Here is a 19,339-nt window from a genome sequence, read left to right on the forward strand (position 1 = left end):
GGTAACGATCGCAGGAATCGTTAAAGCAAAGATATTGCATTAAGACGCGGGTAGTCGTATACCTTAGCAAAAGCTAATATTTTGCATTAAGGTGATTTCCATGAATCCTGCATTGACACCTCAGGCCGCAACCCGGACCACGCTTTTTAGTTTTACCGGTGCGGCATTGATTTCAGCCACCAGCAGTGCGCCAACGCCACTTTACCCGCTTTATCGCAGCCTGTTTGACCTCACGCCGACCATGCTGACGCTGATATTTGGCGCTTATGCTTTCGCGTTGCTGGCAGCGCTACTGACGGTGGGTAAAGTGTCAGACTTTACCGGCCGCCGTCCGCTAATGCTGATGGCGCTGGGGATCAATGCGGTTGCGCTAGTGATCTTCATGACTGCCAGCTCTGCCACAACCTTAATTGCTGCCCGGCTGGTGCAGGGCTTTGCTACCGGTATCGCCTTGCCGACCTTTGGAGCCAGCCTGATTGACGCCAGTAAAACCCGCGGTCCACTTCTGAACTCAATTACCGCCTTTCTGGGAATGACGCTGGGCACGCTTGCAGGGGGAATCCTGGTCACTTTTGCGCCCTATCCTACCGTGACGCTCTATGCGCTGCTGCTATTACTGATGCTGGCCGCAATTGCACTGTTACCGCTGATACCTGAAACGATTGCACCCCAGCCTGGCGTCCTGGCCGCACTGCGCCCTCAGGTCAGCATTCCGCGACGCGCGCTGGGGCCGTTGCTAAAAGTGACGCCGGTTAACATTGCGACCTGGATGCTGGGCGGATTTTATCTGTCACTGATGCCCACGATGGTCGCGAACGCAACAGGCCTGACATCGCCGTTTATTGGTGGCTCGATTGTGGCGACATTGATGCTGAGCGCGACGGCTGCGGTGTTCATTTTTCGTCTTTTACCCGCCGCACGAGCTTTAGTCATTGGTACAGTGATGCTGATGGCGGGTGTCAGCGTAACCCTGACGGGCCTTTCTCTGCATAGCGTGGTCTGGCTTTATGCGGGCACCGCCATTGCGGGTCAGGGTTTTGGATCGATTTTCGCCAGTGTGCTGAAGATCATTATGCCGTTAGCCGAAAGCCATGAGCGTGCCGGGCTGTTCGCCGCCTTTTTAATAAAAAGCTATCTTGCCTTTGCCCTGCCTGCTATTGCCGCAGGCATTGCTGCACCCCATATCGGCTTGAATCAGACCGCATGGTGCTATGGCATGACGATTATTGTGCTGGCGCTGGTGTCGCTGCTGGCTGTCAGAGGTCGCGATCCGGCCGGCGCGGCCAGTTCCTGACGCCCGCGGCGGTAAGATGTCTGCCTTGTCGTCCTGAAACCGTGATTTTCACTTACACTCAACGGATAAATTTCAGGCGCAGTGGTTGCGTAATACCGTGAGTATGATGTCGAAATCCCAATCAGATACCGTTTTAGCCAGGTTTTCTCCCGCCACCCGACGCTGGTTTTCAGGAGCGTTTGCTGCGCCGACACCGGTACAGCAGGCGGCCTGGCAGGCGATTGCCCGTGGTGAACATGCACTGGTCATCGCGCCTACCGGCTCAGGAAAAACACTGGCGGCTTTCCTCACCGCCATCGACACGCTGTTTCAGGTCAGAACCAGCCAGCCAGGACCCACGCGTGAAACCACTACCCGCATACTCTATATCTCTCCGGTTAAAGCGCTGGCCGCCGACGTGCAGCGCAATCTGAATCTGCCGCTGGCAGGCGTTTACGCCGAGCGGCAGGCACTGAATGAGCCCGAAATCACACTGAATATTGGCATGCGGTCGGGCGATACGCCAAGCACTGAGCGCGCCAGATTATTACGTCGCCCGCCTGATATCCTGATCACCACACCTGAATCACTGTTTCTGATGCTGACGTCAAAAGCGCACACGACACTGAAGGGCGTGACCACGGTGATAGTCGATGAGGTGCATGCAGTCGCGGGATCAAAGCGCGGTTCTCAGCTGGCACTGAGCCTGGAACGGCTGGATGCGCTGTTGCCGAAGCCCACCCAGCGCATTGGCCTGTCCGCCACCGTGCGGCCGGTGGAACGGGTCGCGGCCTTCCTGGGCGGCTGTCAGCCAGTGCAGGTGGTAAACCCAGCGGCCAATCGCACGCTGCATCTGACGATTGAGGTGCCGGTTGAGGATATGACTGACATTGCCAGCGCTGATAACCTGACAGATGACGTCACCTCTGCCAGCGGATCGATCTGGCCGCACATTGAAGCGCGCATTCTGCAGCAGGTCATGGCCCATCGCGCTACGCTGGTATTCGTGAATTCGCGAGGGCTGGCAGAGAAACTGACTGCACGGCTCAATGCGCGCTATCTGGCGCAGCAGGCAACTGCTGAGGTTCAGGATGCAGAGCGCACAGTTGACGACGATCTAATTGCCCGCTCGCACCATGGTTCTGTCTCCAAAGAACAGCGAGGCGAGATTGAAGCCGCGCTGAAACAGGGCAGACTGCGCTGCGTGGTGGCGACGTCTAGCCTGGAACTTGGCATTGATATGGGGCCGGTGGATCTGGTAGTCCAGGTGGGCTCACCTTTGTCAGTGGCCAGTGCACTGCAGCGTGTGGGTCGCGCCGGACATCAGGTGGGCGGCGTATCAACCGGCATTCTGTTTCCGCGCACCCGACGCGATCTGCTGGATTCCGCCGTCATAATAGAGTCGATGCGGGCGGGTCAGCTTGATGCGCTGGCGCCGCCGCGTAACCCGCTCGATATCCTGGCGCAGCAGACGCTGGCCGCCGTCGCTATGGATCCCCTGCAGGCCGACGAATGGTATGCGCAGGTCTGCCGTGCTGATCCGTTCCGCACGCTGTCACGACGTCTCTTTGATGCCACTCTCGATATGCTGGCGGGGAAATTTCCTTCAGATGCCTTTGCTCAGCTGCGCCCGCAACTGGTATGGGATCGCCTGAGTGGAATGCTCACGGCACGACCTGGCGCGCAGCATCTGGCCGTAACCAGCGGCGGCACCATTCCCGATCGCGGTATGTTCAGCGTCATTCTGCCAGAAGGTGAAGAACAGGCGGGATCCCGCCGGGTTGGCGAACTGGATGAAGAGATGGTTTATGAGTCGCGGGTCAACGACATCATTACCCTGGGCGCGACGTCATGGCGAATCCAGAAGATTACCCATGATCAGGTGCAGGTAGTGCCCGCACCTGGTCGTCCCGCTCGTCTGCCCTTCTGGAGAGGAGAAGGCGTGGGTCGCTCGGCGGATTCGGGGGCAAGTCTGGGAATGTTTTTGCGTCAGCTAAACGCGGCATCACCGGACGATGCACAGCAACAGCTTCACGCGCTGGGACTCGATGCCCGTGCAGTAACGAATCTGCTGACTTTGCTGGCTGAACAGCGCGCGGCTACCGGTGTCGTGCCGGATGATCGCACGTTGCTGATAGAACGCTGCCGTGATGAAATCGGCGACTGGCGGGTCATCCTGCATTCGCCGTGGGGAAAACGGGTTAATGCGTCCTGGGCGCTGGCGATTGCTGCTCGTATCCAGCAACGTATGGGTATCGATGCCTCTGTTGCGGCCAGCGATGACGGCATTGTAGCCCGCTTTCCTGCCAGTGAGGGGCATTTACCCGCCGCTGACCTGTTCCGGTTCGATGCCGACTCGCTTACTCAGGAGGTCACCCAGAGTGTCGGCCAGTCGGCGCTGTTTGCCGCCCGCTTCCGGGAATGTGCCTCACGCGCGCTGTTGCTGCCGAGGCGTAATCCGGGCAAGCGTTCGCCGCTCTGGCAGCAGCGGTTGCGTGCAGGTCAGTTGCTGGAAGTCGCCCGTCAGTTTGACGACTTCCCGATCCTGATCGAAACCGCCCGCGAATGCCTGCAGGATGTCTACGATCTGCCTGCATTGCACCAGCTCATGGAAAAGCTGGCTCTGGACCAGATAAAAATGGTAGAGGTGACGACCGAACACCCCTCCCCTTTCGCTGCGCCACTGCTTTTCGGCTATGTCGCCGAGTTTATCTATGCCAGCGATGCACCCCAGGCAGAACGGCGCGCGTCATTGCTGGCGCTCGACAGTAATCTACTGGGTGAACTGCTTGGCCAGACCAGCAAGCGTGATTTACTGGCACCAGACGTTGTTGAACAGGTTGAAAAGGAATTGCAGCGTTTTGACACCCGCTATCACGCACAGCATGCCGAAAGCCTCATCGACCTGCTCCGCGACCTCGGTCCTCTCTCCCTTGCTGATATCGCGGCACGTTTTAGCGGCAACGATACGCAGATCAAAGAAGCACTGGCGCAGTTTTCTGCGGCCCGGCGAATCATTCCGGTTATCCTCGCGGGTGAACTGCGCTGGGCGGTGATTGAAGATGCGGCTCGCCTGCGTGATGCGCTTTCCGTGGTATTGCCTGATGACCTGCCCGCGACATTTCTGGTGCCACAAGCTGCTCCACTACCCGATCTGATTAACCGCTACGCACGGACCCATACGCTCTTTAACGCTCAACAGCTGGCTACACATTTTGGACTGGGAGTGGCCGTAGTGAATGAGGTGCTGTTTACCCTGCTTCAGCAGGGCAGCCTGCTGAATATGGGCACAGTAGCGGACAAATCGGAAACAGAGTGGGTCTCCTCAGACATCTTCAAACGGCTGCGCTTACGTTCACTGCAGTCAGCACGCGAAGCAACCCGACCTGTTTCACCCACCGCCTGGGGCAGTCTGCTGCTGGAGCGTCACGGCTTGCTTAGCGCGCAGCGTGAAGAGCTATCGGGCACCAACGGGCTATTACGGGTGATCGAGCAACTGGCGGGTGTGCCGTTGCCTGCCTCGTTGTGGGAGTCACAAATTTTGCGCGCCCGGATAGTCGACTATCAGCCTGCGATGCTCGACGAACTGTTAGCCAATGGCGAAGTAATCTGGTGCGGACATAAAGCGCTGGGCCAGAGTGATGGTCTGATCTCGTTTCACCTGACTGAATTTGCTGATGAAACGCTGCCGGTCATTGACACAACCCAGCCCCTTACATCGATACAACAAGCAACTATCGACGCATTAAGCCGCGGTGGCTCGTGGTTTGTTCATGAGATCATGGCGCAGATGGAAAATGAGGAGACCCATCCCACTGAAATCAATGATGCCCTGTGGCAGCTGGTGTGGCAGGGCTACGTCAGTTCCGACAGCTGGATTGCGGTACGTGGATTACTGACCACACCAGTCATGACCCGTTCGCGCCCAACGCGTTCTCTGCGCACCCGATTTGGACAGCGCTTATCTCCAGGCGCGCTTCCCGCCCGCCGGCCTGCGGTTAATATGCTGGCGGGTCGCTGGTCGCGGATTCGCAGACAGGAAATTACGCCTGCCCGGCTTGGCCTGTCACTGGCAGAAAACCTGCTCGACCGTTACGGGGTGATCACCCGTGGCTGCGCGGTATCGGAACAGATCCCCGGGGGATTTCCGGCTTTGCAGCCGGTTTTACGTGGCATGGAAGATGCCGGTCGGCTGCTGCGCGGTCAGTTTGTCGCCGGGGCAGGCGGTGCGCAGTTTGCCGACCAACCGACCATTGAGCGGCTTCGGGTGCTGGCAGATAACCCGGAAACGCTGACAGAGGCTGTAGCACTCAGCGCACTCGACCCGGCTAATCCGTTTGGGGCAATGCTGAGCTGGCCGGTCCATGCCAGCGGTATTCGCCCGACCCGTCGTCAGGGTGGCCGGGTTGTGATCGCAGGCGGTGCGCTGATACTTTATCTGACCCCAGCAGGTAAAGAGTTACTGACGTTCAGTGAAGAGCCCGCGCGGCTTCAGACGGCGGTGGCGGTGCTGGGCATGGCGCTGAAACGGGATAAGTCGGCGAGTTTTACCCTGGAAACGGTAGATGGGGAACCGGTGATGCAGTCATCGCTGCTTAACGCACTGCGTCACGCCGGATTTTCACGCGTGCCGCAAGGCTTCAGCTGGTATAGCTGAGTTTTTTCGCGCTCGTTTGTTTCGCGTACAAAGTCGATGAAAGCCTTAAGCGGCGCCGGAATCAGACGCCGATCGCTGTAGTAGAGCCACGGGCCGGAAAAGGTCAGCCACCAGGACTGCAGCAGCGGTTCCAGTTTGCCGCTGTCCAGGGTTGGACGGAGCCACTCATCAAACAGATAAATTATGCCGCTTCCGGCAATGGCCGCGTCTACCGCCAGATCCATAGCACCCCCGACGGTGACCACCAGCGGCCCGCTGGTTTCAACACTGATTTCCTCACCCTCGCGGCTGAAGGTCCACTCCGCCATGATGCCGCTGGCGTAGCGACCCCGCAGACAGCGATGATGGATAAGATCGCGTGGATGTTCCGGGCGGCCATATTCAGCAAGATAGGCCGGTGAGGCTGCCAGCGCGAAACGCTGCAGACGCGGGCCTATGGGTATCACCACCGTATCCTGCTCCAGCCGCTCATCGTAGCGAATCCCGGCGTCACAGCCGTCACGAAAAACATCCTGTACATTGCTTTCCGCAACGATTTCCAGCCGGATATCAGGATAACGCTGCAGAAATTCCGGTACCAGCGCGGGCAGTATCAGCCGGGTGGCACTAACCGGGACATTCAGACGCAGCGTCCCACCAGGCGTATTACGGTAGCGATTGACCGCATCCAGTGCAGCATTAACTTCGTTCATCGCAGGCAGCAGACGTTCCATCAGCGCCCTGCCCGCTTCGGTTAACACGACGGTGCGGGTGGTGCGGTGAAACAGTCGGATACCCAGTTGCTGTTCTGCCCGGCGCACCGCATCGCTGAGCCGTGAGGCATTGCTTCCGGTCACGCGCGCCGCTTCCCGAAATCCTCCTGCTTTTGCTACCGCGACTACAGCATCAAGCAGCGCCATATCGATCGCCATTGTGCACCACCCCGTACAGTCCGTCCTGATTTCACCCGATAGTTGCACAGCTAAATCACCGTTACAATTGATCTACATTCACGCAGGAGGTTTTCATGTCAAATACCACCATGACTTATCCGTTAGGCGATCGTGAAGTCAACCGTCTTGGTTACGGCGCGATGCAATTAGCCGGGCCAGGTGTCTTCGGCCCAGTGAAAGATGAAGCCAGGGCAATACAGGTTCTGCGCGACGCTATCGCGGCTGGTGTCAATCATATCGACACCAGCGACTTTTACGGGCCGCATGAAACCAATCAGTTAATCAAAAAGGCGCTCTATCCTTATCCTCAGGATCTCTGCATTGTCACCAAAGTAGGCGCCCGTCGCGATGCGAAAGGTGGCTGGCAGGCGGCGATGGAACCCGAGGCGCTGACGCAGGCAGTGGAAGATAACCTGCGCAACCTTGGGCTGGACGTGATTGAGGTCGTGAACCTGCGCAGTATGTTGCATCCGGCTAAACCTAAAGAGGGCTCCCTGATGCCACAGCTGGAGGCGTTGCTGGCGTTACAGGCTCGGGGACTGATTCGGCACATTGGCCTGAGCAACGTCACTGCCACACAAATTGCAGAAGCGCAGGCCATCACACCGATTGTCTGCGTGCAGAATATGTATAACCTCGCGCATCGACAGGATGATGAACTGGTGGATCAGCTGGCGCAACAGGGCATCGCTTACGTGCCGTTTTTTCCACTGGGCGGTTTCTCCCCGCTGCAATCGGATCGGCTTAATGAGGTCGCAGTATCCCTGAAGGCTACGCCGATGCAGGTCGCACTCGCGTGGCTACTGCGGCGCTCGCCCAATATTCTGCTGATTCCGGGTACGTCATCGCCGGAACACCTTAAAGAAAACCTCGCCAGTGCCAGTCTGCAACTGTCAGATGAGGTGATGGAAAAGCTGAACGCGATATAACATCTGGCCCGCAATTTGCGGGCCTGATTCTCTGGTGGTTCAGAAATGGCTCAGGCAGGCTGCCAGTGGCGGCTTGTCGCTGCAACTGATTTGGTGATCAATTTGTTCAATCATGTAAGGGTAAAACGGGTTGGAGGTAGCACGCATGATCGAGTCCAGCCCGACAATCAGCACGGCACTCTCTCCGCGTAGTGACAGCGTCCCAAAACTAATACCAAACTCATTCTTCTTAGCGGGTGCACTGCCATATAAACCATCCTCAGCAGGAAATGGAATGGCAACATGTGACAGCGAGTAGAGACCTGCCGGATAATCAATTGCCAGCGGTTTAATCTGTTCCTGAATCTCACCGGCAGGCACGCTTTTCGTTACCATTTCCAGCGACGTCGCTGAGGCATTAGTGATAACCGTTGAGGCATAACGGCGACTGGCAGCGGGCAAAAGCTGATTTACCGCGGTGTATGAGGAGTGACGAAATAGCGGACTGACGCTGACCGCCTGATTGATATCGAATAGCACCAGCTCACTGCCATTCTCCGGCAGGAAATTGTACAACGAGCGGATCACCGAGGATGTGCTGACAGTAGAATCCATAACCGACTGGAAAGTGAGTACCGGCGGGAAGGCAGACAGCTGTTTATTCCGTGCGTAAAGCTGGATCTCTTTCTGCAGCGCCTGCGTCAGCAAATAGGTCTGACGGGCAGCGTGAACCGGGAAAGAGTTATATTTAAAGGGATTAAACTCCGGCACGATGTTCAGCCACGCGGTTTTTGAAAACGCCGGAAATACAGCGGGCAGCCCGGCAATACCGGCAAAGCGGGCAAAACGCGTTACACCAATCATCGGCGATAACAGTATGAGCTGTTGCGGACGACGCAGTGTGTGATCATCCAGGCTGTCGAGCGCGTATTTTACCGCCAGCGCCCCACCGTTAGAGAAACCGACCAGATGCAGCGGCGTCTGCGTGCCTGCCAGACGGGTCGCTTCTCTCACTGCGAGACGTGTGGCGGCCATCCAGTCCTGCCAGTCTACATCCGTCAAACCGGCAGGCACCGTACCGTGACCCGGTAACCTTATCGCGACGACCGCATAACCCTGTTGATAATAAACGTCTGCCACATGACGCAGGCTATAGGGACTGTCGGTCAGACCATGTAACAGGACAACGGCACCGCGCGGGGTGCCTGTTGGTCGCAGGATATAAGAACGATTCCAGTCCTGCACGAAACGGCCAGGATAGATCATGCTGCCGGCGTAATATCGATTAAGTGGCGTTTTGTCTTCAGCTTCAAGTTTGTTGCTGACCTGCTGCTTCATCTCATTAAAAAGATGGTCTTCGGCATTGAGATAATCAGCATAAGTTGCGTTATCCAGCTGGCTCGCGGTCAGCTCATGGGGAATCCAGGTGTGCCAGCGCTTTAACTCCGGTCCGCGCTCGGCTTCATAAATGCGGATAATCAGAAGTAGCAGTAATACCAGCCCCGTCACTATCCCCAGCCGCCAGAGTCTGCGTTTAGCCGTTTTCCACTTCCGGTTCATACGTCCTTTCCTGAAAAATTAAAACACATAATGACACCACGCGAATAAAAAGCTGCGATTATAGCGGAGAGTGGGATGCGATCATTGTCAGTAGTCATGCTAGCTTAATCCGGATTTACAGAAAGACTTAGCGGAAAAATGCAGAGAGAGACGCTGGCGATTTCAGCCTGAAATCGCCAGCGCTGTATAAAAATAGAACAGAATATTTGCTGATTACAGTGAATGCTTTGGCGGCCTGGAGATGAAGGGAAGCGATTAGGGATGAATTAGCGGGGAATGGTAACGGCGTAAAACCGGATCCGACCGTCAGGCCGAATCCGTTGAGGGCTTATAACGCTTCAGCCTCTCTGCGCTTTTCACCGAACTTCTCTTTCATGTGGGACTCAATCTCTTCAAGGCTCTTGCCGCGCGTCTCGGGAACCATCGCCATCACAAAGAATAGCGACCCGACATTAATTGCAGCAAAGATAAAGAAGGTTGTGCTGCCTGCATATTCCATAACAGGTGGGAAACCAAATGCCACCACAGCATTAAATATCCACTGTAGTGAGACGGCACCACCGGTTAATACGCCACGCAGTTGCATCGGGAACAGCTCCGACATCATCAGCCAGTAAACCGGCGAGATGCACATCTGCATACAGAACAGGAACATCAGAATGCATGCCAGGGCGAGATAGCTCTGCATCACACTGGAGCTCATAAAGGTCAGCACGCTGCCCAGCATGATCTGTGCCGTGATGACCAGACATAAACCCGTAATCAGCATGGTGCGACGCGGGAAGCGACTAATGGCCCAGATACCGACAAACGTGGCCAGAACAGAAACCACGCCATTACCGATGGTGGCGGCGATTGAGGCACTGGTCCCCAGACCAGTCGACTTCAGAATGATCGGTGTGTAGTACATGAAGCCGTTGACGCCAGTAAACTGCGCGACAAAGCCCAGTCCTACACCAATAATCATCAGACGGATAACCCACTTCTCACGGATCAGTGTTTTCGCATCCGGCCCGCGTTCTGCCGCCCTCGCCTGCTTCTTCATCTGCGCCATCTCATGACGCACTTCGCGCGGCGTTTCACGCAGATACTTCAGAATCTTTTTCGCCTCTTTTAAGCGCCCTTCCGCCACCAGCCAGTGTGGGGACGCAGGAACGAAGAACGTGCCGATGAACAGCAGGAATCCCGGTACCATCGCAATCGCCAGCATGTAACGCCACAGATGTTCATCATGCAGCAGATAACTCAGAAGCGTACTGGCGACATAGGCAATAAGCTGTCCGGTCACGATCATCAGCTCATTGCGGCTTACCAGAGGTGCACGCAGGCGCGGTCCGGCAATCTCGGCAATAAACACCGGTACAGTTGAAGAGCCACCGCCGACAGCAATCCCCAGCAGGAAGCGCATCGCCACCATAATATTCACCGAGGGCGCCAGCGCCGTTCCCAGTGAACCCAGAACAAAAATGACTGCAAGGCTGCGTAACGTAATACGGCGGCCAAAACGATCAGAAAAGAAACCACTCAAGAAAGAACCGATGGCCGCGCCGAACACCAGCGAAGAAGCTACCAGGCCTTCAGTGAATGAATTCAGTCCCAGGCCGCCCTGACCGGGTGGTGAACTCATATAAGGTAACGCACCCGAAATAATCCCGGTGTCATAGCCAAAAGCCAGCGCGCCCATAGTGGCAACCAGCACCACGAGAAAAATGCGTTGGCGTACCGTATCCGCAGGCGCGTGATCGCCTGCTTCACCAGAGTCTGGTGTATTCGTACTCATAATATTCCTGCCATTAATAAGTTAAACATCCGTTTGATTACATTTCATACGGAATAGAAATGGAACATATTTACCGATTGGGCAACGAAGTGTAGACGGTATTTGAAAGTTAGCTTTAGCAATACGCCTTTCAGGGGGAGATAAATAATTAAAGAAAGAGACTGGAGTAACCGTGACCACCTGAACGTCTTTTCTGACTTCGAATCCCTGACGTACCGACTGGAATGCGCCACAGACTCGCCATGCTGTGAAGCAGTACAGGTCTGTGTTCACAGCTCTATTGAATGTGCTGACCATACCGTTTCTTGTTTGCTGAGTGCCGCTGCGCAGCTCATTCTCAGCTAACCATCCACTACTGAAGACGTGACGGTTGCCTGGTTCGCCGCTTAATCAGTGGTGAAGTCCTTAGCAACGAGCGAATCAAATCAACAATCCTGATTACTGATTACTGCTTGCTGACTGGGATAAGGTCGCGAGGTGAGCTCAAAGCAGGTAATGGAATAGACATATTGGTGGGATATAGAAGTCAGATGTTTTTGAGATGCTGAGCATTAAAATCTATTCGCCACTTCAAAGCCTGCTTTATGGAATATCAAAGGATGATAAAAAGCGCTATGGTGCTCCGCTGCACAACACTCTGTTTACTGATTGCAGTGGTCAGCGGGTTTACCTGCCGCCTGATTCTGATAGTGCGGGTAAACTGGCACTGATAAAGGGGATGGTTACGTTGAGAACGGCGTAATGCCAGATTCACTGTAAACAGCAATTGTTTATAGTTTTTGTCTTCATGCTACTTAATGACATCTGCATAGGGTTTAGCTGGCGACGCTCAGTTAGTCTACACAACATAGTGAATCTGATGCTTAACGGGTTTCAGTTTGTGATTCAACACTGACGCGTTCAGTGCTCTAATTTCTTCCTGAAACCTTTACGCTGAAATCCACACCGTGAACATGCTATTGCTCAGAAAATAAGTTTGTTACGAGAAAAAAGTTATCCACTTTTTCTGTGGATAAGTGAGGGATATTTTATGAGTATCTTTTTTCATGCACTCTCCATGACCTCTCTGACCGTAATGTGAGATTTATAGATGCTCTCATTTTTCCATGCATGTGCAGTTTCAATAAAAAATAGCCATTAACCAAGTGGCGATTTCAGGCTGAAATTAACTGAAATTTACATTTAAAAACAATGATTTAATAGAACATTATACTGGCGGAGGCTTTTGCAGACAAAAGTTTCGCAGAGGGACCTACGCATTATCCTCAGGGAGCGAGTTATGGAGAAGTTAAATCTCAGGTTACTGGTTACTAATGAACCAGCAGAAAAATACGTGCTTGCATTAACACTATTTTTTCAGTGAAGGCTGACATCGATGCAAGTTGATTATTGTTGTATCAGATTAAATTCGCTTTTGTTATTCATTGTATTCCAGCCGGCTAACTCATAATTTTCAGCTCTGACTACATGACAACATAATATGGCGATTTCAGGCGCCAGCAAGACTGGGAAAACTCTATAAAACCAATAATAATCATAAGCTTAAACAAGAACCACCTTGCTCCGGGCTGGCGATTTCAGCCTGAAATTCATGATTCTGCATCCCCTTTAATTGCTCTCAGGCGCCAAAAAAAAAGCCAGCGTCGAGCGCTGGCTTATTGGAGTGAGGATGATTCAACGGTTAAGGTATTTCTTGAGCGTTTCAGCGATGACTTTATCAAGCTCTTCCTGCAACTCTTTTGATTGCCGGTTAAATTCATAACTGAACATACGACCGCGTACCTTTTTACGGGCAAAGCGATCTTTATCAGCAAATGACCAGAGCGCAGTGGCCTGCGTTTTGTCTTTTTCCGGTTCTTTCATCAGCGTCTGACTTCCCTGTCGAATCAAACGCAGAATGTGATTTTTAAGCTCATCCTCAGCCAGCCCGTCACGGGCGCAGACGACATCAATTTCTCGCGAGATCGATTTAATCAGGGCTTCTGTGCTTTGTCCGGACTCACTCAATTTGTCAGCAGCCTGAAGCAGTGCTTTGTAGTCGGGATAGGTAAGCTCAGCCTGATTAGGAAAAAGTGCAATTAAATCTGACGGCACACTGGCGGCCTGAAGCGCACGTGTGACTTTCGCTTGCGATAAGCCCTGGTTTTCAGCGATTTCTTTCTGCGACAGACCGCCATCTTTAAGCGTTAACAGTCGCATTCCCACTTCACGCAAATTGTGTTCGCGAGCAGTCTGAATATCCTGTGCCAGTCTGCGTGCTTCATCCGGCGTAATTGCAGCATCAGTAACCAGCACGTCCAGCCCGGTTTTACAGATAAGCGCGGCTGCACGTCTGCGAGAGCCATCCAGGATTTCTATGCGCTCATCACGCATTACGCCAATAGCCGGGAAAAACTGCTGCAGCTTGATGGTACGAATAATGTCGCGCAGTGAGTCAGGTGTCAGTCCTGTTTGATCGCGGCCATTCGTTTCCATCGTGACGAATGTCTTACTTTCAACATCACTTGCCGCAATACGTTCAAAACGAAACTGGGCGCGCTTGCCCGTTGCCAGTACAAATGTCTGGTTATGCTGGCTGTCATTCGTGTCATTTTCCAGTGGAGTCTGGCTGAAGGTTCTGCCAATCGTAATTCTTTTTGCGCTCATACAAACCTCAGTTCAGGCGAATAAATTCGATACGGTCGAAGACGGCTTTTGCAAAATCCTCTGCCGCGGAACGTGCATTCTTCAACGCTTCGCTGCTACCGACATAGGTTGACGGATTGGCTGAGATAACCGTATCAAACGATTCACCGCAACGTTCGAACCCATCCAGGCGGGGTAGGGCGGCATCAAGCATATCCCCGCCAAAAATCTCTTTTGCCAGGCTATGGCAGAGTTTGTGGTCAGCTTTATTAGAGAGCTTTGACATAAAGCCAATGTTGCCCTGCAGGCGACAGGTGGCGCCGGAGTCTTCGATAATCGCAATCAGTTCCGGCAAACGTGTCAGGTATTTTAATGTTGAATGGAAGTCAACCTGAGCGGGTGGCACCGGCGTCATCAGGAGATCTGAAGCGGCAATCGCATTTTTCAGGAAAGCATCAAGATGTGGGCCGCTGTCGATAAAGATGAAGTCATAATCTTTTTTAAGTTTGGCAATCACATTGTCGTACAGCACGGCATGGACGTTCTGTTCTGGCAGATGCTCAGCACAAAGCTGGTCCCAGCTTGAGGCGATGAAAGCATCATCAATTGACGCGGGCAGCACATCCACGCCAGGGATGATCGACGGAACAATAAATTCATTAACCAGTTCATCACGGGAGACGTTTTGCAACATCGCCTGTGCGGCAGTGGCTTCTACCAGCCCAACGGAACGCTCGTGATTCAAAAACATGGTTGCCGATGACTGCGGGTCGAGGTCAATAACCAGAATGCGTAAATCTTCATATAAGAGATGAGGATGGGCACGAAGCGCATGGGCCAGTGAAACCGTAGAGACGGTTTTGGAAACGCCGCCCTTGAGATTACCCACAAAAATAGTGAAAGCATCACTATGACGATCCCGGTATTTCGGCACGCCACGATGATGGTAGATATCGATAATATTCTGAATCGACATGGCATATTTAACAGAAGAACCGGCAGCCCGTTTATCAAACTGATAACCGCTCTCTTCCATTTCATTCACCGCGTAATCGACGCTGGCACGGGTCAGTTTGGGCAACTTTGCTAACGCCGCTTTGGCATAGACCTGATAGTACGTATTTTCATGCAGTTCCTGCTTCTGCGCCTGAATCTGGTCGGTAAGGCTAAGAAGCATGCGTTCTGAACGCTGTGCAACTTTCATCACCTGTTTGTCATCGTTAGCCATGGTTGCTCCAAACATGTAGGATTTATGACTTTATACAGAAATCCTGCACGTGAGGCAATAAATTATCATATCAACATGATATGCGTTTTTATGTGAGTACACGGATTTTGGTGAGCTTCATCACATTATTGATTCTGTATGAATAGCCTTTGCAGATAAAATTTGCAGAGCATTCACTGTAATCAGCAGATCATTCACTGTAGTGAGCAGATAAACAGGGAGAGGTATACGAAAACCTGATGCAAAACGAGAGCAGACGAGTTCAGGGTATCTCTCAATACTCACTAAGCGTTCACTGTAATCAGCAAATCCACGTCATATCAGATGATTTGTGAGTCAGTCATGAGCTGCATTTTAAAGAGATTAGTGGGTACGTAGCCAGTTGCTCCACCCACTATGCTGAGTTTTAACGTTGTCTGTATAAACGTTCACTGTAATCAGTAGCATTGCCCCGGTGTGAGTCTTACCAAAGAAAACGTTCACTGTAATCAGTAGGTGCGTCTGTCAGGTGTCAGCGTGAAAGAGTAGGGCGACATAAACGTTCACTGTAGTCAGCAATATCCGGCTATTTAAATGTGAGTGGGTCATAAAGCATTGGGACCAAATGAAAGGCCAGACATCGCCAAATTCCAGGCTGTGATGGCAGATGGTGAAGAGGATAAGGGTTCGTCTGCGTTCACTGTAATCAGTAAATCCTGACTGAAGCGAACGACATTCACTATAGTCAGTAGACACAGGAAGGACTTCACAAACATTCACTGTAGTCAGTCGAGAGTGCGCGTTCTTACAGCGCCAACCGGTGCCCAGCCGTGACAAACAAACTATGACTTTCAACGTGTACGCTATGACTGACAAGCCTGGAGCAGGCGGTCCTCTGCTTTTGTACATCAATAAGGGCATGACTCTTGTGACGTAACATTCACTGTTATCAGTAGCCGACGCAACAACTCGTCTATTCTCTCAACAAAGATTCACTGTATTCAGTAGAACGTTCACTGTAATCAGCAGGACGTCGCTGCTCAATCATAGCAACCTGGACTGCCCTGAATAGGGCTTCAGGTATAAACGTTCACTGTAATCAGTAGACCAGATGGCAAACGGGATGGCAGCAATGCGCAGGAAAGAGGACGATGCCAGCCTGCATACATTCACTGTAATCAGTAACAGTGTCACGTTGATCAACAGCCTGGCCTGTCCGTCATCACTGACTGGGAGGCACGATCCCGCGATGAGCCTGAGTGGCACAACAGAGTACTAACATTCACTGTAATCAGTAGCGTTTACTGTAATCGGTAAAAGAGAGACGTGCCCTTAGCCTGAATCCATACATTCACTGTAATCAGTAAACAGGTCAAAAACAGATACTAGCAATAAAGTATGTAAGTACACACTTACTCTAAAAGCTTTATAAATAAACGAGTAGAGAGTTGCAGGCTAACATCGGGGCGCGGGTCATCAAATAGCGTTTACTGATTACAGTGAACAATACTGATTACAGTGAATGCCTGAGGAGTACTGATTACAGTGAAGGGTGAAGTGATGGAAGCAATGTCATCCTGCTCAGAGGAAGTGACACTGCCACGCAGGAATGCTGATTACAGTGAACGTCAGGCGTTAATCTTCAAACTCGATCTCATCCAGCGAATCAATGCTCTCCAGATTACCGATACCATCAAGCTTAGGCGTGCGACTGTGAATAATGAAAAACACAGAGCGGCCGCGCTTCACTTCTGAATAATCCAGATAACCGATCTCTTTTAGCTGCTCCATCGCGCGCCTTACCACGTGGTTCTGCGTAGTGGTCTTTGAACCGAGGTTAAGACGCATGCGCAAACGTGCAAGGGAGATGGGTGCCGGATTGGTCGGCAGACTCTCCAGGAAGGTGTAGAGCGCCTGCGCAGACTCTTTACGCTTGAGGCGGGAGATGGCCCGGAGCTGAAGCAGTACTTTGTGGTCGAAATTATAAAGTTCGAACAGCTTAGGATCAGCCTGAATGCGGACGATATCTTTTTCACGGTCGTAATAAGCAGACTGCACCAGGTGGGTATGATACGCCTTGCCATTGCCTTCAAAGGAGAGGGTATTGGTCGCAATACGTCGTAGCGAGGCATCAAGGCGTTTTCGTAGCGCAGCAGAAGAGTTAGCAGAGGGAATGCCGCACATCTTCACAAAATCAATAAACGGCAGGGTGACCGTGTCGCCTTTGGTCGGATAACGCGAGAATGACTGAATAATACCTGCCCAGGTTTTGAAATCGTTATCCATATCCAGCCGCGCGCCGGTAATGGTAATCTTTTCGTAACCCTCCGCTTTCACCAGCGTCAGGTTCTTTAGCTCTTTCGTCGCATCTGTTGAGGCCATCGCCCCGGATTTCCCGCGAGCGGTCGATTTCAGCGTTGGCACAAAGAGCCCGAGACGCATTAATGCGACGGGCTGAACGGTATTATTCTTGTTGGGATGAAGCTGGATAACTTCACCACTGTTTTTTGTCACAGACAGAAAAGGTTCTAGTAACGCTTTGTTTTCGTTGTCTTTATCTGCCATGGCGTAAGATCTTCATTCTGTGGATGAAAGGGATCGTTTTCTGACTACAGTGAACATTAGCACTGTTTACAGTGAACATTCTACCTGGTACAGTGAATAAAGTACTGATTACAGTGAACACTTTACTGATTATAGTGAACACGATCACCCTTTTAGCCCTTGGTGGGCGCGGCCTGCGACGATCGGGGATCTCTTAGGATCTCTCTATGATCTATTAAGGATCGTCTTTTAGGATCTGGTCACTGTATAAGTGGAAAACTGCTTCAAAACGTAATCTTCGTACATGTTATTTATCAGCAAATGATTGTTAGCAATTAGCAGATTACTTGACTGAATCTTCGCACCACAAATTCCAGATTCTCATATAATAAACAACTTCCTCACTATTATTCATTTTTCATCATCAACTACAGCGCGTATCGTCTCTCCATCACTGACAGAATGAGGAAAACGGCACCATGACTGAACATGCCCTATCACGTAACCCCGCAACTGGTGAAATTCTGGCACGCTATCCACTGCAGAACCCGGCAGAGCTGGAGCAGACGCTTGAAACCAGCGCATCAGCTTTTGCCACATGGAAACACAGCAGCATGACCGATCGGGTTCGCGTATTACGCCAGCTTGGTGAGCAACTGCGTCTGCGAGAGCCTGATCTTTCCCGTATGATCACAACGGAGATGGGAAAACCCATTTCGCAGGCACGCGCTGAAGTCCTTAAATGCGCCAACTTATGCGACTGGTATGCTGAGCATGGCCCTGCAATGCTGGCCGACCAGCCCACCCAGATTGCTGATGCATGGCAACGATTCCGTCCCATCGGTGTGATCCTGGCAGTGATGCCATGGAATTTCCCACTGTGGCAGGTTCTGCGAGGCGCAGTGAGCATGTTGCTGGCAGGTAACACCTATCTGCTGAAACACGCGCCTAACGTCATGGGCAGCGCCACACTGATGGCTGAGCTGTTCAGCGCAACCGATCTGCCAGCGGGTGGCTTCAACCTGGTCAACGTCGACAACGACGGTGTCTCAGTCGCCATCAAAGATGATCGTATTGCTGCCGTCGCCGTAACCGGCAGCGTACGGGCTGGCGCAGCCATCGCCGCACAGGCAGGTGCAGCATTGAAGAAAACCGTGCTGGAATTGGGCGGATCCGATCCCTTTATCGTGCTGGCAGATGCCGATCTTGATGAAGCGGTTAAATCTGCTGTCATTGGGCGTTTCCAGAATACCGGGCAGGTCTGCATGGCCGCTAAACGCTTTATTATTGAAGCGCCAATTGCAGAAGAGTTTGAAAAGCGTTTCACGGCCGCGGTTCAGGCGCTCACCATGGGCGATCCTCTTGATGAAAACACCTTCCTGGGCCCAATGGCTCGCGCCGATCTGCGTGACGAACTGGATGGACAGGTTAAAGCGACACTGAGCGAAGGCGCACGTCTGGTGCTGGGTGGTGAAAAAGTAGCAGGGCAGGGTAACTACTATGCGCCGACCATTCTCGCAGATGTCACCAGTAACATGACCGCATTCAGACAGGAGCTGTTTGGCCCGGTCGCCGCTATTGCTGTGGCACGGGATCCTCAACATGCACTGGAGATCGCCAATGACAGTGAGTTTGGCCTCAGTGCAACCGTCTGGAGCGGTAACGAAGAGATTGCCGATCAACTGGCGCGGCAGCTGGAGGTTGGTGCGGTGTTTATCAATGGCAACGGCGCGTCCGATCCGCGCGTTACCATTGGTGGCGTGAAGAAAAGCGGCTACGGCCGTGAGCTGTCGCACTTTGGTGTGCACGAATTCTGTAACGTGCAGACCGTGTGGAAAAACCGCCGCTAGTTC

11 protein-coding genes are annotated in these 19,339 nt (G+C 52.7%); 5 read left to right on the forward strand and 6 right to left on the reverse strand.

Annotation, left to right across the window (positions count from 1 at the left end; all coding sequences use genetic code 11):
- Positions 1–100: 100 nt before the first annotated feature.
- Positions 101–1,294, forward strand: coding sequence for an MFS transporter (locus NP77_RS21800; protein WP_003848230.1), 1,194 nt, complete (start codon positions 101–103; stop codon positions 1,292–1,294).
- A 103-nt stretch (positions 1,295–1,397) separates the two neighbouring features.
- On the forward strand, positions 1,398–5,930 hold the full coding sequence (locus tag NP77_RS21805) for an ATP-dependent helicase (protein WP_039661748.1): 4,533 nt from the start codon (positions 1,398–1,400) through the stop codon (positions 5,928–5,930).
- Here NP77_RS21805 and NP77_RS21810 read toward each other — a convergent pair.
- Positions 5,882–6,841, reverse strand: coding sequence for a LysR family transcriptional regulator (locus NP77_RS21810; RefSeq protein ID WP_003848227.1), 960 nt, complete (start codon positions 6,839–6,841; stop codon positions 5,882–5,884). The genes NP77_RS21805 and NP77_RS21810 overlap by 49 nt on opposite strands.
- Before the next feature lie 95 nt (positions 6,842–6,936).
- On the opposite strand from NP77_RS21810, the gene NP77_RS21815 reads away from it, so the two are divergent.
- Complete coding sequence (locus tag NP77_RS21815) at positions 6,937–7,791, forward strand: aldo/keto reductase family oxidoreductase (RefSeq protein ID WP_008924462.1); 855 nt, start codon at positions 6,937–6,939, stop codon at positions 7,789–7,791.
- 39 nt (positions 7,792–7,830) lie between these two features.
- On the opposite strand, the gene NP77_RS21820 is transcribed toward NP77_RS21815, so the two are convergent.
- Positions 7,831–9,330 (reverse strand): carboxylesterase, encoded by a 1,500-nt coding sequence (locus tag NP77_RS21820; protein WP_039661750.1) that lies wholly within the window; start codon positions 9,328–9,330, stop codon positions 7,831–7,833.
- Between the two features lie 328 nt (positions 9,331–9,658).
- Positions 9,659–11,110 carry a sugar porter family MFS transporter gene (locus tag NP77_RS21825; protein ID WP_003848221.1) on the reverse strand — a complete coding sequence of 484 codons (1,452 nt, stop codon included), beginning with the start codon at positions 11,108–11,110 and terminating at the stop codon, positions 9,659–9,661.
- A gap of 541 nt (positions 11,111–11,651) precedes the next feature.
- Here NP77_RS21825 and NP77_RS21830 point away from each other — a divergent pair.
- Positions 11,652–11,852 carry a hypothetical protein gene (locus NP77_RS21830; protein WP_039661752.1) on the forward strand — a complete coding sequence of 67 codons (201 nt, stop codon included), beginning with the start codon at positions 11,652–11,654 and terminating at the stop codon, positions 11,850–11,852.
- A 932-nt stretch (positions 11,853–12,784) separates the two neighbouring features.
- On the opposite strand, the gene NP77_RS21835 is transcribed toward NP77_RS21830, so the two are convergent.
- From NP77_RS21835 to NP77_RS21845, 3 genes are all read right to left on the reverse strand, one after another.
- On the reverse strand, positions 12,785–13,756 hold the full coding sequence (locus NP77_RS21835) for a ParB family protein (protein ID WP_003855842.1): 972 nt from the start codon (positions 13,754–13,756) through the stop codon (positions 12,785–12,787).
- 7 nt (positions 13,757–13,763) lie between these two features.
- Positions 13,764–14,963 (reverse strand): AAA family ATPase, encoded by a 1,200-nt coding sequence (locus tag NP77_RS21840; RefSeq protein WP_003855844.1) that lies wholly within the window; start codon positions 14,961–14,963, stop codon positions 13,764–13,766.
- A 1,614-nt stretch (positions 14,964–16,577) separates the two neighbouring features.
- Positions 16,578–17,507 (reverse strand): RepB family plasmid replication initiator protein, encoded by a 930-nt coding sequence (locus NP77_RS21845; protein WP_003855845.1) that lies wholly within the window; start codon positions 17,505–17,507, stop codon positions 16,578–16,580.
- Positions 17,508–17,965: 458 nt separating this feature from the next.
- Between NP77_RS21845 and NP77_RS21850 the strand changes: the two genes are divergently transcribed.
- Positions 17,966–19,336: an aldehyde dehydrogenase family protein gene (locus NP77_RS21850; RefSeq protein WP_039661753.1), complete on the forward strand. Its 1,371-nt coding sequence runs from the start codon at positions 17,966–17,968 to the stop codon at positions 19,334–19,336.
- Positions 19,337–19,339: the final 3 nt, after the last annotated feature.

Origin of the sequence: Pantoea sp. MBLJ3 (assembly GCF_000816655.1) — a bacterium.
GTDB classification, from domain to species: domain Bacteria; phylum Pseudomonadota; class Gammaproteobacteria; order Enterobacterales; family Enterobacteriaceae; genus Pantoea; species Pantoea eucalypti.

What these genes read in the sequence shown, in the direction of transcription:
- NP77_RS21800 (WP_003848230.1), top strand. Translation starts at nt 101, where the DNA reads ATGAATCCTGCATTGACACCTCAGGCCGCAACCCGGACCACGCTTTTT.
- NP77_RS21805 (WP_039661748.1), top strand. Translation starts at nt 1,398, where the DNA reads ATGATGTCGAAATCCCAATCAGATACCGTTTTAGCCAGGTTTTCTCCC.
- NP77_RS21810 (WP_003848227.1), bottom strand. Translation starts at nt 6,841, where the DNA reads ATGGCGATCGATATGGCGCTGCTTGATGCTGTAGTCGCGGTAGCAAAA.
- NP77_RS21815 (WP_008924462.1), top strand. Translation starts at nt 6,937, where the DNA reads ATGTCAAATACCACCATGACTTATCCGTTAGGCGATCGTGAAGTCAAC.
- NP77_RS21820 (WP_039661750.1), bottom strand. Translation starts at nt 9,330, where the DNA reads ATGAACCGGAAGTGGAAAACGGCTAAACGCAGACTCTGGCGGCTGGGG.
- NP77_RS21825 (WP_003848221.1), bottom strand. Translation starts at nt 11,110, where the DNA reads ATGAGTACGAATACACCAGACTCTGGTGAAGCAGGCGATCACGCGCCT.
- NP77_RS21830 (WP_039661752.1), top strand. Translation starts at nt 11,652, where the DNA reads ATGCTGAGCATTAAAATCTATTCGCCACTTCAAAGCCTGCTTTATGGA.
- NP77_RS21835 (WP_003855842.1), bottom strand. Translation starts at nt 13,756, where the DNA reads ATGAGCGCAAAAAGAATTACGATTGGCAGAACCTTCAGCCAGACTCCA.
- NP77_RS21840 (WP_003855844.1), bottom strand. Translation starts at nt 14,963, where the DNA reads ATGGCTAACGATGACAAACAGGTGATGAAAGTTGCACAGCGTTCAGAA.
- NP77_RS21845 (WP_003855845.1), bottom strand. Translation starts at nt 17,507, where the DNA reads ATGGCAGATAAAGACAACGAAAACAAAGCGTTACTAGAACCTTTTCTG.
- NP77_RS21850 (WP_039661753.1), top strand. Translation starts at nt 17,966, where the DNA reads ATGACTGAACATGCCCTATCACGTAACCCCGCAACTGGTGAAATTCTG.